This is a genomic window from Sulfitobacter sp. 1A13496 (assembly GCF_043557225.1).
Classification (GTDB): Bacteria; Pseudomonadota; Alphaproteobacteria; order Rhodobacterales; family Rhodobacteraceae; genus Sulfitobacter; species Sulfitobacter faviae.
In genome coordinates, this window is sequence record NZ_JBIFFP010000001.1 from 506,472 (window position 1) to 525,042 (window position 18,571).

The 18,571-nt window shown below is 66.2% G+C and carries 8 protein-coding genes; 7 read left to right on the forward strand and 1 reads right to left on the reverse strand.

The window, feature by feature from the left end:
• Positions 1–150 precede the first annotated feature (150 nt).
• The 7 genes from ACGYLX_RS02570 to ACGYLX_RS02600 are packed head-to-tail and all read left to right on the forward strand — an operon-like array spanning position 151 to position 17,230.
• Positions 151–6,585 (forward strand): type I polyketide synthase, encoded by a 6,435-nt coding sequence (locus ACGYLX_RS02570; RefSeq protein WP_394447197.1) that lies wholly within the window; start codon positions 151–153, stop codon positions 6,583–6,585.
• On the forward strand, positions 6,582–7,592 hold the full coding sequence (locus ACGYLX_RS02575; RefSeq protein WP_394447199.1) for a glycosyltransferase family 2 protein: 1,011 nt from the start codon (positions 6,582–6,584) through the stop codon (positions 7,590–7,592). The genes ACGYLX_RS02570 and ACGYLX_RS02575 overlap by 4 nt, the downstream gene beginning before the upstream one ends.
• A complete protein-coding gene (locus ACGYLX_RS02580) occupies positions 7,592–12,175 on the forward strand; it encodes a MupA/Atu3671 family FMN-dependent luciferase-like monooxygenase (protein WP_394447201.1) in 4,584 nt (1,527 codons plus the stop codon). Before ACGYLX_RS02575 ends, ACGYLX_RS02580 begins: the two co-directional genes overlap by 1 nt.
• Positions 12,156–12,857, forward strand: a complete 702-nt coding sequence (locus ACGYLX_RS02585) for a 4'-phosphopantetheinyl transferase (RefSeq protein WP_394447203.1) — start codon at positions 12,156–12,158, stop codon at positions 12,855–12,857. The genes ACGYLX_RS02580 and ACGYLX_RS02585 overlap by 20 nt, the downstream gene beginning before the upstream one ends.
• A gap of 4 nt (positions 12,858–12,861) precedes the next feature.
• Positions 12,862–13,806, forward strand: a complete 945-nt coding sequence (locus ACGYLX_RS02590; protein ID WP_394447205.1) for a hypothetical protein — start codon at positions 12,862–12,864, stop codon at positions 13,804–13,806.
• Positions 13,803–16,385 carry a hypothetical protein gene (locus ACGYLX_RS02595; protein WP_394447206.1) on the forward strand — a complete coding sequence of 861 codons (2,583 nt, stop codon included), beginning with the start codon at positions 13,803–13,805 and terminating at the stop codon, positions 16,383–16,385. Before ACGYLX_RS02590 ends, ACGYLX_RS02595 begins: the two co-directional genes overlap by 4 nt.
• A complete protein-coding gene (locus tag ACGYLX_RS02600) occupies positions 16,376–17,230 on the forward strand; it encodes a glycosyltransferase family 2 protein (protein WP_394448077.1) in 855 nt (284 codons plus the stop codon). The genes ACGYLX_RS02595 and ACGYLX_RS02600 overlap by 10 nt, the downstream gene beginning before the upstream one ends.
• Here the strand turns inward: ACGYLX_RS02600 and ACGYLX_RS02605 are convergent.
• A complete protein-coding gene (locus ACGYLX_RS02605) occupies positions 17,227–18,432 on the reverse strand; it encodes a glycosyltransferase (protein WP_394447208.1) in 1,206 nt (401 codons plus the stop codon). The genes ACGYLX_RS02600 and ACGYLX_RS02605 overlap by 4 nt on opposite strands.
• Between the last annotated feature and the right edge of the window lie 139 nt (positions 18,433–18,571).

Genomic DNA, 18,571 nt, shown 5'->3' on the forward strand with positions numbered 1-18,571 from the left:
GCTGTGAAGTGATTTTGGCCGAAAGTGACCCTAGGGCACGTTATCGGCTCATTTTCGCCAGATTTGCCTGTTGTATGCTTCACCCGAAGCTTAAATTGAACCTCAAGGGTGCCGCACTCTGACCAAGCGGGCGGTGGGACATGTGTCGCAATGAATAGCACGGACAACACTCTTTCGCGCGGTGACATCGCGATCGTCGGCATGTCGGTGACGGTGCCCGGCGCCGAAGGGATTGATGCCTATTGGGCGAACCTGCGCGATGGGGTGAGCGCGCTCAAGCGCCGCGACGCGGCAGAGCTGCGCGCCGCCGGAGAGAGCGCCGAGCGGATGGCCCGGCCAAACTATGTGCCCGTCACCGCCGATATGCCCGGCTACGACATGTTCGATGCGGAGTTCTTTGGCTTTTCGCCAAAAGACGCCGCCATCCTTGACCCGCAGCACCGCAAGTTTCTTGAGATCGCATGGGAGGCGATAGAGCAGGCGGGGCATATGCCCGAAAGCCTCTCCGGCCCGGTGGGTGTCTATGCCGGCTGCGGCATGGGGAGCTATTTTTATTTCAACATCTGCTCGAACCCGGACCTCGTCGACGATGTGGGCATGTTTTTGCTGCGCCATACCGGGAACGACAAGGATTTCCTCTCGACCCGGGTGAGCCATGTGCTTGACCTCAAAGGCCCGTCGATCAATCTGCAAACCGCTTGTTCGACCTCGCTGGTGGCAATCCACTACGCCGCGCAGGCCCTGCGCGCGGGTGAGATCGACATGGCGCTGGCAGGCGGGGTGACGATCGAACTGCCGCAGGGGCGCGGCTATGAATTCAAGGAAAACGAGATCCTCTCGCCTGATGGCGAATGCCACGCTTTCGACCACCGCGCGCAGGGCACCGTCTTTGGCTCCGGCGCAGGCGCCGTGGCGTTGCGGCGGTTGGAGGATGCTGTCGCGGATGGTGACCACATCTGGGCGGTAATCAAAGGCTCGGCCGTGAACAACGACGGGGCGGCCAAGGCGGGCTATCTGGCACCTTCCGTGGACGGGCAGACCGCCGCCATTGCCCGCGCGCTGGATGATGCGGGCGTGGCGGCGCAGAGTATCGGCATGATCGAATGCCACGGCACCGGCACCTATCTGGGCGACCCGATCGAGGTGGCCGCCCTTACCCAAGCCTACCGCGCCGAGACGCAGGCCGAAGATTTCTGCCGCATCGGATCGGTCAAGACCAACATCGGCCATCTTGACACCGCGGCGGGGGTGGCGGGGCTGGCCAAGGCGGCGCTGTCGCTGCACCACCAGCAGATCCCGCCTTCGCTGGGCTATGAGGCGCCGAACCCGGCGATCCCTTTTGAGGGCTCGCCCTTCCGCGTCAATGACCGGCTCTATAACTGGTCCGGGCAAAACACCCCGCGCCGCGCCGCCGTCAATGCGCTTGGCGTGGGCGGCACCAATGCGCATATGATCTTGGAAGAGGCACCGGCCCGCGCGGCCTCGGAAGACAGCGATTTCCCTTTCCATGTGCTCTGTCTCTCGGGGCGCAGCAAGGCGGCCTTGGATGCCAATAGCGCCGCGCTCGCAGCACATTTGCGCGCCCATCCCGAACAGCCCTTGGCCGATGTGGCCTTCACCCTAAAGGAGGGCCGTCGCGGTTTTGACAAACGCCGCGTCTTGGTGGCCGAAAGCCATGCGGAGGCCGCGGCCCTGCTGGAGGCGGGCGACAGCCGCCGCGTCTTTACCCATGACCACCTCGGCCCCGATCCCGAAGTCGTTTTCATGTTCCCCGGCGGCGGCGCGCAATATGCCGATATGGCCCGCGATCTTTACGAGACCGAGCCGGTCTTTGCCGAATGGATGGACCGGGGGCTGGCCCATCTTGCCCCGCAACTCGACTACGACATTCGCGCGATCTGGCTGCCGGAGCCTGAAGGCCGTGTGGCAGCCGAGGCCAAGCTGAAACGCCCCTCGGTGCAATTGCCGCTGATCATGATCGTCGAATATGCGCTGGCGCAGCTTTGGCTGTCTTGGGGCGTGAAACCCGCCGCGATGGTGGGGCATTCCATGGGCGAGAATGTCGCCGCCTGTCTTGCCGGGGTGATGCGTTTTGAAGACTGTATCGACCTTGTGCTGCTGCGCGGGCGGCTTTTTGATGAGGTGCCATCGGGCGGGATGATTAGTATCGCCGCGCCGCTGGAGCGGATCACGCCGCTTCTGGGCGAGGCCATTGATATCGCCAGCGTGAACGGCCCGGAACTGATCGCCGTTTCCGGCCCCGAAGACGCGCTAGAGGCGCTGCAAAAGCGGCTCGACGCCGCCGGTCTTGACCATCAGCGCATCGCCATCGACATCGCCGCGCACTCGCGGATGTTGGACCCGATCCTCGACCGATACCTCGCCTTCCTCGCCACGCTTGACCTGCGCGCGCCGCAGATGCCCTTCCTGTCGAACCGCAGCGGCGAGGTGATCACGGCGCAGATGGCGACGGACCCCGACTATTGGGTCGAACAGCTCCGCCATACGGTGAATTTCGCGGATTGCATCAACACTTTGAGCCGCGATGCGCCGCGGGTTTTCCTTGAGGTCGGGCCGGGCAAGGCGCTTTCCGCCTTGGCGCAGATGCACGCCAATGTGGCTCCGGGGCAAGTGATGTCTTCGCTGCGCCACCCCGAGCAAGAGATCGCGGATGATGCCTATTTCCTCGGGGTGATCGGGCGGCTCTGGGCCTGCGGGGTCGAGGCCGATTGGGCGCAGATTTGGGGCGAGGCACGGCGCAACCGCGTGGTGCTGCCGACCTATCAATTCCAGCGCGCACGCTATTTCATCGAGCCGGGTGAGGCGGCGGCACGCCCGGCCGAGCAACCGCTGCAACGGCTGGAGGACATATGCGACTGGGGCGCGCTGCCGCATTGGCAACCGCGCTATGCCGAACGGGATTTGGACCTCTCCGGTCCGCTGAACTGGCTCGTCTTTTCCGACACGGCGGGGCTGGGGGCCGAGGCGGCGGCACGGTTTCGGGCCGAAGGGCACCGGGTGGCAGAGGTCACGGCGGGGGATGCCTTTGACCGCGTCAGTGCCGATCATTTCACGCTCGCCGCTGAACAGGGGCGGTCGGGCTATGATCAGTTGATCGCAGCGCTTGAGGCCGATGGGCGGAGGCCCGACCGGATCGCGCATTTCTGGCTGACTGATGACCAGGCCGCCCCGCGCCCCGGCTCCAGCCGGTTTGACCGCAATGTCGAACAGGGGTTCTGGAGCCTGACGTGGCTCGCCCAGTCCTTGGCCGAGGCCGAGAACCCCGCGCCGCTGCACCTCAGCGTCTTCACCACCGGCGCGGCACTGGTAGCAGAGGAAGGGCTGGCCTATCCCGAAAAAGCCCTCATTTCCGGCCCCGTCGGGGTCATGGCACGCGAGGTGCCGGGGCTGACGGCAACTCAAATCGACCTGCCCGAGGTCGCGCCTGTGGCCCCTTCGGGATGGTTCGCAAAACCGGTGGCGCCCGCGCCGGTGATTGACCCCTCGGACTTGATCGAAGAGCTTTTGGCGACCCCCGCCAACCTCCAAGTCGCCCACCGTGCTGGCCGCCGCTATGAGTTGGGCTACCGCGCCGCCGCGCTGCCCGAGGCTGATCTGCCGGGCTGGAAGTCGCAGGGCACCTACCTCATCACCGGCGGTTTCGGGGGCATCGGCATGACCCTCGCGGCGGATATTCTGGAGACGCCCGGCACCCGCGTGATCCTGCTGAGCCGCGCGGCCCTCCCGATGCGCCATGAATGGGACAGCTACCTTGCCAGCCACGGCCCGGCGGATGCCACGGCGCGGCGTCTGCGGGCTATCCTGCGGCTTGAGGCCAAGGCGGCGCAATCGGGCGGGGCGGTCGAAGTGGCCCGGGCCGATGTCGCCAACCTTGCGCAGATGCGCCGGGTGATCGACGACCTGACCGCGCGCCACGGCGGGCTGACAGGGGTGATCCATGCCGCGGGGGTGCTGGATGACGCGCCGCTTTTGGCCAAGACGGATGCCAATATCGACGCGGTGCTTGCGCCCAAGGTGCAGGGGCTGCGGGTCTTGGATCAATTGCTGCCCGATGGCGCGCTCGACCTCATGGTGCTCTTCTCCTCGACCTCCACCGCGACCCGCGCGGCGGGGCAGGTGGATTATGTGGCGGCCAATGCCTGGCTCAACGCCTTTGCGCAATCGCGGCGCGCGGCGCAGACCCGCGTGTTGGCGGTGAACTGGGGCGTTTGGGGCGATGTCGGCATGGCGGCAGAGAGCCTTGGTGGCGGCGGTGCCGTGGCGCTGCCCGCCCGCCCGATCAAGGCAGCGCTGCTGGAAACCGCCGGGTCGGGCGAGAGCGGCGCGCCCGAATTTACGACCGAGATTGCAGCCTCGCATTGGCTGCTCGCCCAACACCGCACCTTGGATGGCCGCGCGATCATGCCCGGCACGGGCTATATCGAGCTTTTGGCCGAAGCGGCGGCGGCCCAAGGGCTAGGCGGCTTCACCCTGCAAGACCTCTATTTCCTGCGCCCCCTGCCGCTGGCCGATGGGGCGCGGCGCAAAATCAAGATCACCCTGACGCCTGAGGGCGCGGGCTTTGCCGCCGAGTTGCGCAGCGCCTGTGTGGTCAACGGCAAGCCTGCGTGGCAGTTGCATGTCCAAGCGCGGATGTCTCCGGCGGACGGCAGGGCCGAACCGCTTGACCTCGCGGCCATCGCCGCCCGGTGCGAGGATGTGGCCGAGGCCGCACCCGGGCGCCATCTGCCCGCTGTTCAAGAGGCACATTTGAAGTTCGGCCCGCGCTGGCATGTATTGCAGCGCATGGCCCTCGGGCAAGGTGAGGGCATCGCCACGTTGCACCTGCCTGAGGCAGCACAGGGTGATCTGACCGATGGCTACCTGATGCACCCCGGTCTGATGGATATCGCCACCGGCTGGGCCATGACGCTGATCCCCGGCTATGCCGCGCGCCACCTCTGGGTGCCGCTGTCCTATGGGGAAATCACGCTCCACGCCCCGCTGCCTGCCGAAGTCCGCTCGCATGTCCAACTAGCCGAAGGTACGGGGGCCGAGGGTTTGGCCCGTTTCGACGTCACGATTACCGATCCGCAGGGCATGGTTCTGGTCGAGGTTCGCGATTTCGCGATGAAGCGGCTCGAAGGGGCCTTTGCCGAGGTGCCTCCGCCCGACGCCCGCGAAGTGACCTTTGAAGATGCTGACAGCAGCGAGAGCCTCAGCCCCGCCGAAGAGCGTCTGGCCCGTCTGGTGCGCCAAGGCATCCGCGCGCAGGAGGGGCCAGAGGCGCTGCGCCGCGCGCTGGCGCTGGAGGCGCCGCAGGTCATGGTCTCTTCGCTGCCCTTGCAAGGGCTGATCGCGCAGGCCGATGCGCCGCTGACCGATGCCGCCGCCCAAGGGCAGAGCTTTGAACGGCCCGATCTCGACGGCTCCTTCGTGGCCCCGCGCAATGGGATCGAAGAGAGATTGGCCGAGATTTGGTCGAACCTTTTGGGCGTCAGCCCCGTGGGGGTCGAGGACAGTTTCTTTGACCTCGGCGGCCATTCCCTGATCGCGGTGCGCCTCTTCGCGGCGGTCAAACGTGAGTTCAAGGTGGAGTTCCCGATCTCCGTCCTTTTCGAAGCGCCGACCATCGCCAAATGCGCAGCCCTGATCGCGGCGGAGCGCGGGGATGTGGCGCAGGCGGAGGCGGTCGAGACAGACGCGGCGGGCTCGCAACAGCGCTTTGACTACCTCGTGCCGCTCAACCAGTCCTCGCGAGACGCGACGCCGCTGTTCGTGGTCGCGGGGATGTTCGGCAATGTGCTGAACCTACGCCATCTTGCCCTGCCGTTTAGCAATGAGCGCCCGGTCTATGGGGTGCAGGCCCGTGGGCTGATCGGGGACGCAGCCCCCCATGAAGAGGTGCAGACCGCCGCGGCGGATTACATCGCCGAAATACGCGCCTTGCAGCCCCAAGGGCCTTATTTGCTGGCCGGATACTCCGGCGGCGGGATCACGGCCTATGAGATGGCGCAGCAGTTGAAAGCCGCGGGGCAGGAGGTGGCCGTTCTTGCGATGCTCGACACGCCGTTGCCCGTACGCCCGTCGCTCAACAAGATCGACAAGGCGCATATCAAGCTGGCCGAACTGAAGCGCAAAGGCCCGGCCTATCTGCTGGAATGGGCGCGCAACCGCTGGGCGTGGGAGCGTGAGCGGCGTCGGGCGCTACAAGACACGAGCGGCGAAGGTGAGGGGGTTTCCTTTAACAGTCTGCGCATTCAGGCGGCGTTCCTCCGCGCGGTGGGACGGTATGAAACGCCGCAGTGGGACGGGCCGATGACCCTGTTCCGCCCGCCGCTGGATCGGCATTGGGCGGTCTCTGACGGGCAGTATGTCACGGCGGAAAAGGAATATGTCTATGAGGACAACCAGTGGCGGCAATACGCGCCGCGCTTGCAGGTGATCGAAGTGCCGGGCGATCACGTCAGCATGGTGCTGGCCCCGAATGTGACCGTGCTGGCGCAAGAACTGGCCGAGGTGATTGCGGCGGCCCTGGCCGAAGGCGCAGGCCAAGACCACACCCAAGCCACGGCGGCGGAATGATGCAACAACCGCCCCGCCTGTTGGTCGTCATCCTCAATTACCGCACCGCTGAGATGACCCTGCGCGCGGCTGAGGCCGCTTTGGCCGATATGCCCGATGCGGGTGCCGAATTGGTGATCGTCGACAATGACAGCGGCGATGGCTCTGCCGCGCTACTGGCGCAGGAGATCGCCGCGCGGGGCTGGGGCGCGGGCAACCGGGTGCGGCTGATCGCTTCGCCCCGCAATGGCGGCTTTGGCGCGGGCAACAACTTGGCCATGCGGGCGGGGATGTCGGACGGGTCCGCGCCGGATTTCGTGCATGTGGTGAACTCGGATGCCTTCCTCGATCGCGGCTGTATCGGGGCGCTCTTAAATCATCTGCAAAACCACCCCCGCGCCGGATTGGCCGGAAGCCATGTGCGCGGGGAGGATGATCTGCCCCATGCCACGGCCTTTCGTTTTCCCTCTGCCGCCGGAGAGTTGGAGGCCGCTGCGCGCTTTGGCCCGCTGACGCGGCTGCTCTCTGCCTCGGTCGTGGCGCCGCCTCTGCCTGAAAAGGCGGCGCAGGTCGATTGGGTGGCCGGGGCCAGTGTCATGATGCGGTGGGACATGCTGGCCGAGATCGGCCTCTTCGACGAAGCCTATTTCCTCTATTACGAGGAAACCGACCTTTGTCTGCGGGCCGCGCGGGCGGGTTGGGACTGCTGGTATGTGCCGCAGGCGCGGTGCGTGCATGTCGGCTCAGTCTCGACCGGGATGAAGGAATGGCGGCGCATGCCGCGCTATTGGTTCGACAGCCGCCACCGCTATTTCGCCAAGAACCATGGCCGCGCCTATGCCGCACTGGCCACGCTTGCGCGGCTTGCCGGGGGCGGGTTGCACCATCTGCGCTGCCTGCTCACCGGGCGCCGCCCCGAAGATGCGCCGGGTTTCTATCGCGACCTTGCGGCCCATGCGCGCACCGCGCGGCGCGCGGCCCCCGCCGTTCAAGACCCAAGCCGTAGCCCCGCCACGGAGGACCGTTGATGACCGTCAGCTTCAAGACAGACCCGCTCACCGCCCTCTTGATGGGCGACGAATCCCTGACCATCGCCTGCGGCGACATGCTGCTGGCGGGCGGGCACCGGATCGCTGCCGTGATCACCCGCGACGACGCGGTGCGCGCTTGGGCCGAGGGGCAGGGGCTGGCGCTTTGCCGCGATGCCGAGGAACTCTTGCCGATGGGGCTGGCCGCCGACTGGCTGTTGAGCATCGCCAACCTGCGGCTGATCCCCGACACGGTTCTGGCGCTGCCCAAACGCGGGGCGGTCAACTTTCACGATGGTCCGCTGCCGCGCTATGCCGGGCTCAACACACCCGCTTGGGCGATCATCAATGGCGAGGCGCGGCATGGGATCAGTTGGCATCTGATCGAGACCGGCGTCGATACTGGCGACCTGCTGGCGCAGCGCGAGGTTGATATCGCAGCCGATGAGACAGCCTTCAGCCTCAATTCCAAATGCTACGCCGCCGGGATGGAAAGCTTTGGCGAGGTTCTGGCCCAGTTGGAAAGCGGCAGCCTGCAAGGCACCGCCCAAGACCTGAGCCAGCGCAGCTATTTCGCGAAGGACAAACGGCCCGACAACGGCGGGCTGATCGATTTTACCAAAACGGCGGAGGAGATCGGCGCGCTGGTTCGTGGCCTTGATTTCGGAAGCTATTGGAACTCGCTGACCACGGCGAAAGTCGTGGGCGCGGATGGCACGGTGTTGGCCGTTTCTCGCGTGGAAGTGCTGGCAGGGCAGGGTGGCACCCCCGGTGAGGTTATCGAGGTCGACGATGCGCGGATGATCGTGGCGGCGCGTGATGTCCATATCGCCCTTCTTGATCTGCGCGATATGGCGGGCGAGAGCGTTGCGCCCGCGCAGTTCTTCGCCGCCGGGGATATATTGCCTCAAACGGCTGGCACGGCTCCGGCACCGGCTGGGGAGGCATATTGGCGGCGTGCTTTGACCGGGTTCGACGCGCTGCCGGTCCCATTGGCCTCGACTGCCGAAACGGCATCGACATGGAACGTTCGCGAACTCGCTCTGCCGCAGGGAAGCGACCCACTGCACCAAGTCGCCGCCGCAGCCCTCGTCGCGCTGCGCAGCGCCGGGGCCAACGAAGGCGGCATCGCTTTGCGGAGTGAGGACGCACCCGCGTCGCTTATCGCCGATTGGCTGCCGGTCACCATCACGGCAGAGGCGGAAACACCGGTGGCCGAGTTGCTGGCTCAGCTGGACCCCCAACTCAGCCGCACAAAGGGGGCCGTCGGTTTCGCCCGCGACCTGCCGCTGCGCGATCCGGCGATTGATGTGGCTGCTACTCCGGAGTTCGCGATCTCCTTTGACGATGAACCGCTTGCGGGGGCGGCACTGACCCTCTGCCTTACCCCAGAGGGCGCGCGGCTTCGTTTCGATAGCGCCCGGCTGTCCGACGCCGCGGTCGACCTCTTCGCCGCGCGCCTTGAGGCGGCCTTTGCCAAGATCACCGAAGCCTCGGACTGCGGCACCGTCTGGGCGTTTCCAGAGACCGAGGCGCAGATCTTGGCCCGCGTCAACGCGACGACGCGCGCCTATGACCCCCACACCATCCACGCCGCTTTCGAGGCGCAGGTGGAGCGCAGCCCCGAGGCGCTCGCGTTGGTCTTTGAAGGTGAGACGCTCAGCTACGCCGCATTGAACACCCGCGCCAACCAATTGGCGCATCTGCTGCGCGATAGGGGGGCGGGGCCGGGGGTGCCGGTGGCGCTTTGCGTCGCACGGGGCGTAGACCTGCTGGTCGGCACGCTTGGCATTTTGAAAGCCGGGGCCGCCTATGTGCCGCTTGATCCGGCCTATCCGGCGGACCGTCTGGCGCATTACCTTTCGGACAGCGGCGCATCTATCGTGGTGACGCAATCGGCCCTCATCGCCAGCCTGCCGCCGCATGACGCGCAGGTGGTTGAGATCGACCGCGACCCGCGCCTTGCCACGGCACCGGCGGTGAACCCCGCCGCCAGCGCCGGGCCGGATGACCTCGCCTATCTGATCTACACCTCCGGCTCCACCGGGACGCCCAAGGGGGTGATGGTCAGCCATGGCAATGTGGCGAATTTCTTTGCCGGGATGGACGACCGGATCGACCATGAGGCGGGGGCGGTCTGGCTTGCCGTGACAAGCCTCAGCTTCGATATTTCGGTCTTGGAGCTTTTCTGGACCCTCGCGCGAGGCTTCAAACTGGTGCTGGCGGGCGATGACAGCCGGGCGCTCATGTCGAACGGCCCAATTGCCACGAGCGACCGCAGGATCGACTTTAACCTGTTCTATTGGGGCAATGACGATGGCGTCGGCCCCAAGAAATACGAGTTGCTTCTCGAAGGGGCAGAATTCGCCGACGCCCACGGGTTCAACGCGGTCTGGACGCCCGAGCGGCACTTCCATGCCTTTGGCGGCCCTTACCCCAACCCCTCCGTTACCGGCGCGGCGGTGGCGGCGGTGACGCAGAACCTCGACGTGCGGGCAGGGTCTTGCGTGGCGCCGCTGCACCACCCCGCGCGGATCGCCGAGGAATGGGCGGTGATCGACAATCTGACCAATGGGCGCGTCGGTCTCGCCATTGCCAGCGGCTGGCAGCCCGACGATTTCGTGCTGCGCCCGGAAAACACGCCGCCCGAAAACAAGCCCGCGATGTATGACGCCATCGATCAGTTGCGCAGGCTCTGGGCCGGGGAGCCGGTAGAGTTCCCTCGCGCCGATGGCACGCCTCATGCTGTCGTGACCCAGCCGCGCCCTGTCTCGCAAAAGCTGCCGATCTGGGTGACCACGGCGGGCAATCCGCAGACATGGAAAGAAGCCGGAGAGATTGGCGCCAATGTGCTGACACACCTCTTGGGCCAATCGGTGGAAGAGGTCGCCGACAAGATCAAAATCTACCACGACGCCCTGCGCGGGGCGGGCCATGATCCGGCGGATCACAAGGTCACGGTAATGCTGCACAGCTATCTCGCCGCCACCCGCGCCGAGGCCGAAGAGACCGCCCGCGAGCCGATGAAAGACTACCTGCGCTCGGCGGCGGGGCTGATCAAACAATACGCTTGGGCCTTCCCGGCCTTCAAGAAACCGGCGGGCACGACGAATCCGTTTGAGATCGACCTCGAAGGGCTCTCGGCCGAGGAAATGGATGCGATCCTAGAGTTCGCCTTTCAGCGCTATTTCAACGACAGCGGCATGTTCGGCACCGTGGCCGATGGTCTGGCGCGGGCCGAGCAGCTCAAGCGGATCGGCGTGGATGAGATCGCCTGTCTGATCGACTATGGCATTCCGACCGCCAAGGTGATGGCGGGGCTTGCGCCCTTGGCCGAGGTGTTGCACCGCGCCAATGCGGGCGGGCAACCGGCGGCGGATGACCACTCCATCGCCGCGCAGATCATCCGCCACGGGGTGACCCATCTGCAATGCACGCCTTCGATGGCGCAGATGATGGTGATGAACGACGAGGCGCGCGGCGCTTTGGCGCGGATCAAATCGCTGATGATCGGGGGGGAGGCGCTGCCCGGCACCCTGCTGCGCGGGCTGCGCGCGGCGACCTCGGCGCAGATCCAGAACATGTATGGCCCGACCGAGACGACGATCTGGTCCACGACCCATATGCTCGACAGTGCCGAGGCCACCACCGCGCCCATCGGCAGGCCAATTGCCAATACGCAGGTTCATATCCTCGACCCCGCGCGGCAGCCGCTGCCCATCGGTGCTTCGGGGGAGCTATGGATCGGGGGCGATGGCGTCACGCAGGGCTATTGGCAACGGGCCGAGATGACAGCGACGCGTTTCGTCGACGATCCTTTCACCGGCAGGGGCCACCTTTACGGCACGGGCGATCTGGTGCGGATGGACGCCGAGGGTGTGCTGCATTTCGAGGGCCGCGCCGATGCGCAGGTTAAGATCCGCGGCCATCGGATTGAGCTGGGCGAGGTTGAGGCGCGTCTCGCCGACCTGCCGGGCGTGCGCCAAGCCGTGGCGTTGCTGCGCGAGGATGCCGGGCAGGGTGGCGCGCAGTTGATCGGCTATGTGGTCGCGGAAAAGACGGTGGATAGCGACGCCGCGCGGCGGCAATTGGCCGCGCATCTGCCCGATATCATGGTGCCGCAGGCCATCGTCACCCTCTCTGGCATGCCACTGACGCCGAATAAGAAAATCGACCGCAAGGCGTTGCCCGCCCCTACCCGACAAAGCGCGCCCACAAATGCCGCGCCTCAGGCCGAGACGCCCGCGGGCGGCAGCCAAGCGGCGATCGCACAGATCTGGAGCGCGCTTTTGGGGCTAGGGGACATTCGCGGCGAGGATAATTTCTTTGCCCTCGGCGGCCACTCGCTGCTGGCGGTACAGGCGCATCGCGACATCAAGGCGGCCTTGGGCGTCAGCGCTTTGTCGATCACCGATATCTTCCGTTTCCCGACCCTGGCCGGACTGGCGGCACATATCGAGGGGCTGGGGGGCAAGCCCGCCGCACCGACTAAGACACCCTCCGCCGCCGAGCCCCCCGCGCGGTCCGAGACCATGTCGAAACGTCGCCTTATGCGGGCCGCGCGTGGCCGCGGGCGGGGTTGAGGTGACGGCGGAGGGTGAGATCAGGGCGGCTGTTCAGGCTATTTTCGATCTGCCGGTCGCTGTCGCCGTGACCCGCCCCGGCAGAGCCTATCCGCCCTTGCTGGCGGGCGAAGCCGCCTTCATCGCACGGGCACAACCCAAACGGGTCGCCGAATTCACCGCCGGACGCCACGCGGCGCGGGAGGCGATGCAGGCGCTTGGTCACCCGCCAGCGGCGGTTTTGGCCAGCCCCGACCGCGCACCGATTTGGCCACCCGGGCTGACCGGGTCCATCAGCCACTGTGACGACTGGTGCATCGCGGTTCTGGCGCGCAGTGCAGAGGTGGAGACCCTCGGCGTCGATATCGAAGACGACAGCCCACTGCCCGCAGACCTGCTCACCGAAATCTGCCTTCCGGCGGAAATCACCCGCCTCGGCGGCGCGGACCTAGCGGCTGCGAAACGTATCTTTTGCGCCAAGGAGGCGGCTTATAAGGCGCAGTACCCAGCGACCAAGGCGCTTTTTGGCTTTGATCGGCTTGAGGTCACCCTATCTGGCGATAATACCACCTTCGACGCGCGATTTACCCAAGACACAGAAGGCTTTAGCCGCGGCGATAAGCTGCCGGGGCGGATCGCGTCGGTGGCGGGCCACCTTGTCAGCGGGGTGGCGATTGGGCAGATTGATCGCAAAGGAGCTTGATCTCATGGTCGCACTCTCACGCCGTCTCTTTCTGGGGGGCGCCGCGCTTGCCAGCCTCGGCGGCGGGTCTTGGGTCTTTCGCCGGGCGCAGTTGCAGGACCGGGCGGAGGAACTCTATGCCACGCCGCTGAGCGCGCCTTCGGGACCGCTGCAGGTCTATCATCTGGGGCATTCTCTGGTGGGCCGCGACATGCCCGCGATGTTGGCGCAAATGGCAGGGGCGGGGCATAGCTATCACAGCCAGACCGGGTGGGGCAGTTCGCTGCGCGACCATTGGGAGCCGGATGTGCCTGTGAACGGGTTCGAGCGGTCCAACGATCACGCGCAGCACCGGCCCGCCCGGGCGGTTATCGGCTCGGGCGATTACGACGCGGTGGTGCTGACCGAGATGGTGGAAATTGCCGATGCCATCCGCTATCACGACAGCCCCGACTACCTTGCCCATTGGGCGCGGCTGGCCCATGCCGCCCGGCCCGACACTCGCGTCTACCTCTATGAGACGTGGCACCACACGGATGACGGCCACGGCTGGCTGAAGCGCATCGACCGGGACTTGGATAAATACTGGCGGCGGCAGGTGATCTACCCCGCCTTGCAGCAATCGGAGGTGCCCATTCATCTGATCCCCGCAGGGCAGGTCATGGCGGCCTTTGTCCGCGCGGTCGATGCCGCCGGTGGGGTGGGCGGTATCATCAGCCTGCATGACCTCTTTTCGCGCGATGAGAATGGCCGCCCCGATACGATCCACTTTAACGATCAGGGGGCTTACCTCGTGGCGCTGACCCATTACGCGACCCTCTATCACCGCGACCCGGCAGGGCTGCCGCACGAACTGCTGCGCGCCGACGGCACCCCGGCGCAGGCGCCAAGCGCGGAGGCCGCGCGGCTGATGCAGCGGGTGGTCTGGGACGTGGTCCGCGCCCATCCCGACAGCGGGGTCGCGGCATGAGCGGTCTGGGCGGGCTGTTCTCGGTCCTGATGGTAGGCCACAGTCTTTTTGGGGCCGACGGGCCGGATATGCTGCAAGAGGCGCTGCGCGCCGGGGTGGGCCAAGGCGAAGTGCGCGCGCAGATCATCAACGGCGCGCCCCTGCGCTACAATTGGGATGAATCGGATCGGGCTGAGGGCGTGGATGCCCGCGCGCTGCTGCCCGAAGGGGACATCACCCATCTCATCCTGACCGAAGCGATCCCGCTGGCCAATCACACCCGCTGGTCGGATACCGAGGTCTATGCTCAGGCTTTCTTTGATCTTGCGGCGGCGGCCAATCCGGAAGTGAAAGTCTATCTGCAAGAGACATGGCATTCGCTGAAAAGCGGCAGTGGGGAGGCGGTGGCCTATGACGATCACGCCCATATCCCGTGGCGCGAGAGGTTGGAGAGCGATCTGCCCGCGTGGGAGGGGATCGCATCGGCGGTGCGCAGTTCGGAGAACGCGACGATCGAGGTGATCCCAGCCGGGCAAGCGATGGCCCGGCTCTATGATGAAATCGCTTCCGAAAACTTCCCCGGGCTGACCGGGATCGACGCGCTCTTCGCGGATGACATCCATCTGAACGACCTCGGCCACTACTTCGTCGCCATGGTGCAATATGCCACGCTGACGGGCAAAGACCCGCTGGGGCTGCCGACGGATTTTAACGATCGCTGGGGCAAGGCTTTCGACACGCCGGACGCCGATCTTGCGCGGGCGTTGCAACTTGTGGCCTGGGAGGCGGTGCAGGACTATCAGGGCGGTGCTGTGATGCCGGCGCCCCCCGCGACGCGGCCCGTCGCCGAGGACAACGCGCAGACCGCGCCGATTGCCCCGACCGGCCCGCCTGCGCAGACCCCGGTCAGCGATGCGCCCAAGACCGCGAAGCCCCTCGATCCGCCAACGCCATTTGAAATTACGGCCCCGGAAGAGGCCGTTGCGGGCACCCGCGACATGGGCATCGGCCTTGCCGCCATCGCGGATTGGAGCGTGCAAGCGCCTTTCCTCGACTTGATGAAAACCGCCCGCCCGTGGCTTGGCCATGTGGCCGGGCGTTTTGGCGGGATGGAATATGCGCAGCTGGTCCAAGGCGGCTATCTCGATGCCGAGGGCTGGCCGGTGAAGATGCCGCGCGAACTTGGCAGCATCGGCACGCTGATCCTCACCGACATGCCGGCACAGGCGACGACGCTCAAGGGCCGCTATCTGCTGCGCTTCGAAGGGCAGGGCGTGATCGAGGTCACGGGCCGGGCCGAGAATGTACGCTATGGCAAGAACGAGGTGCGGTTCGACTATGCGCCGGGGCCGGGCAGTGTCGACATTCGCATCCAGCGCATGCACCGCAACAACCCGCCGCGTGAGATCACCGTGGTCCGCGAAGACCGCGTCGCCGATTACGACGCCGGGGCGCGTTTCAACCCTGATTGGACGCGGCATCTGACGGGAATGAAGGTGCTGCGCTTCATGGATTGGATGGCCACCAACGACAGCCCCATCGCCACTTGGGAAGGCCGTCCGCGCCCCGAGGACGTGACCTATGCCCTGCGCGGCGTCCCGGTGGAGGAGATGGTCGCATTGGCCAATGAGCTGGGGATCGATCCGTGGTTCAACATGCCGCATCTGGCGGATGATGGCTATGTGACCGCCTTTGCGACCTATGTCGAAGAGGCGTTGGAGGGCGAGCGCAAAGCCTATGTGGAATTCTCGAACGAGGTGTGGAACTGGCAATTCGCCCAGACCCAATGGGCCGATGAGATGGCGCAGGCCCGCTGGGATGAGGCCGAGAAGGGGATGCAGTTCTACGGTCTGCGGGCCGCTGAAGTGGCGCGCATCTGGACGGATGTCTTCGGCGGTGAGGCCAAGGCGCGGTTGCGCAATGTGATCGCGAGCCAAACGGGGTGGCTGGGGCTTGAGCGCGAAGCCTTGGACGCGCCGCTTTACGTGGCCGAGCAGACGGGCAACAGCCCCCCCGCCACGGCCTTTGATGCCTATGCGATCACCGGGTATTTCGGCGGCGTGCTGGGGTTGGAGGAGAATGCCGAATTGGTCAGCGGCTGGCTGGCCGATAGCCTTGCCAAGGCCCGCGCCGAGGGGGAGGCGCAGGGGCTGAGCGGCGCGGCTTTGGCCGATTATATCGCGGCCCACCGCTTCGATGCGGCAACAGCCCTTGCGGCGCAGGACCTGCGCAACGGGGGCACCAGCGATTTGGAGAATGACACGTTGGCCGATCTCATTGGCCGCGTTTGGCCCCATCACGCTGCCGTGGCGCAGGCGCATGACCTCGATCTGGTGATGTACGAAGGCGGCAGCCATGTGGTCGGCCTCGGCGCGCAGGTGAATGACGAAGGGCTGACCGCGTTCTTCCACCATCTGAACTACGCCCCCGAGATGGGCGCGCTTTACACCGATCTGATGGCGGGCTGGCTGGCCGTGGGCGGGCAGCTTTTCACCCATTACTCCGATGTCTATGCGCCGACGAAATGGGGCTCTTGGGGGGCGCTGCGCTATCTGGCGGATGACAATCCGCGGTGGGACGCTTTGACCGCATGGAAGTGACCAATGGCGCGTTCCAAGGGGTGAGCGTGCTGATCCCCGCCCATGATGAAGCCGACTGGTTGCCCGCTTGCCTTGATGCGCTCTGCGCTTCCGCGCCGCTGGCGGGGCCGGTTGAGGTGATCGTCGTGGCCAATGGCTGTTCGGACAACACCGCCGAACGCGCCCGTGCGGCGATCCCGTCGTTCGAGGCGCGGGGCTGGGTGTTGCAGGTGCTGGAACTGGCGCAAGGTGGCAAGCTTGGCGCGTGGAACGCAGGCGAGGCGGCGGCACGGGGGGGCGTGTTGGTCTATCTCGACGCCGATGTGCTGGTGTCACCGCTCTTGCTGAGCCAGTTGCAAGAGGCGCTGGCGGGGGACGCACCGCGCTATGGCAGCGGGGTGCCACGGGTGACGACCTCGGGCGATTGGGTGACGCGCCATTACACGCGGTTCTGGCGGACGACCGGTTTCATGACCCATGGCGTGCCGGGCTTTGGCGTCTTTGCGATGAATCGCGCCGGGCGGGCGCGGTGGGGGGCGTGGCCCGATATCATCTCGGACGACACTTTCGCGCGGCTGAACTTTCGCCCCGAGGAGCGTATCGCCGTGCCCGCCCGCTATGACTGGCCGATGATCGAAGGTTTCGCGCCGCTGGTACGGGTGCGTCGGCGGCAAGATGCAGGCGTGGCCGAGGTGGCGCGGCTGTTCCCCGAATTGATGCGCAACGATGATCCCCACGATCAGATGCGCCCCTTTTGGCGGCGGGCGCTGGCCGATCCCTTGGGCGCGCTGGTCTTTGTTGCCGTGCGGCTTACGATCCATGCGCCGGTTTTGCGCAGCGCCAACCGCTGGGTGCGGGGGCGCTAGCGGGCGGCCTCTTGCATGTGCTGGGCGAGTTTCGCCGCCTCGCGGGCGACATCATGGCGTGCAAAGACCCGCGTGCGGGCTTTCGTGCCCATTTCCTCTAACGCGGGGAGGGGGGCGTCGTGCAGGGCGGCCATCGCCTCGGCCAAGGCCGCCGCATCGCCTGCGGGCACCAGCCATCCGGTCTCGCCCGGCTGCACCAATTCCGGCGTGCCCGCGATATAGGTGGCGATCACGGGGCGGGCGGCGGCCATCGCCTCCATCACCACCATGGGCAGACCTTCGGCGAAGCTGGGCATCACAAGTGCATGGGCGGTGCCGAGTTCCGCCGTCACGCGGGCCTCATCGACCCAGCCGGTCAGGGTGACGCGCTCTTGCAGGCCGTGGCGGGCGATCTTGGCCTCGATCGCGCCGTGCAGGGGGCCGTCGCCGATCAGGGTGAGATGCAGATCGGGGTGGCTCTCGCGCAGCCGTGCCATGGCGTCGATCAGGGCAAGCTGGCCTTTTTGCTCTACAAACCGTCCGATGGAGACGAGACGGCGCGGGCCATCGGGCAGGGGGGCGGGGGCGGCAAATTTGGCGGGCTCGATGCCGCAATGCACGACCTTGATGCGCGGCCAATCCGCCGGGTCGGCCCAACGGCACAGCTGGCTGCGCCCGAACTGGCTGATCGCCACGGCGAAGGCCGCGTGGTGGATTTTCGCGCCGAGCGAGAGGGCACGCGGGCTGTCGAACTCCTCGGGCCCGTGGGCGGTGAAACTATAGCGCGGCCCGCCCAGCCTGTGGCAAAGCATCGCGACCATCGCGGCGTTGGTGCCGAAATGGGCGTGCAGATGTTGGATGTCGCTCCCCTCAAGCCGGGCGCGCAGATAACAGGCCTCTGCCAGATAGATCAGATGGCGGGCCAGCCCCGTCTCGGCCCGGCGGGCGGCCTGCCAGACGTCGCGCAGCGCTTGGCCGAACCGCCGCGGCGCGCGCAGCATCATGCCCAGACTGGCACGGGCGAGGGCGCTGCCACCGGCGGCCAGCACATAGTGGGTCGCTGCCGCCTCGGCCATGTCCTGCGGATCGACCAAAGGGACATCGGGGCTGCGCATGGCAAAACGGTCCACCTCATGGCCCGCCGCCTCTAGAGCCGCGATCTCGCGCCGGATGAAGGAATGCGAGGGCTGCGGATAGGTGTTGAGGATATAGGCGATCTTCACGGGCGGTGCGGCCTTGGCTTGGGGCTGATAAACCTTGTTACCCGCCCGCTTGCCACTGGCACAAGGGCGGGCAAGGCTTTAGGCTCTCGCAGAGAACTGGCAGAGGCGCAGCAACGGGTGTTTTCCAAGCTTTCCCAAG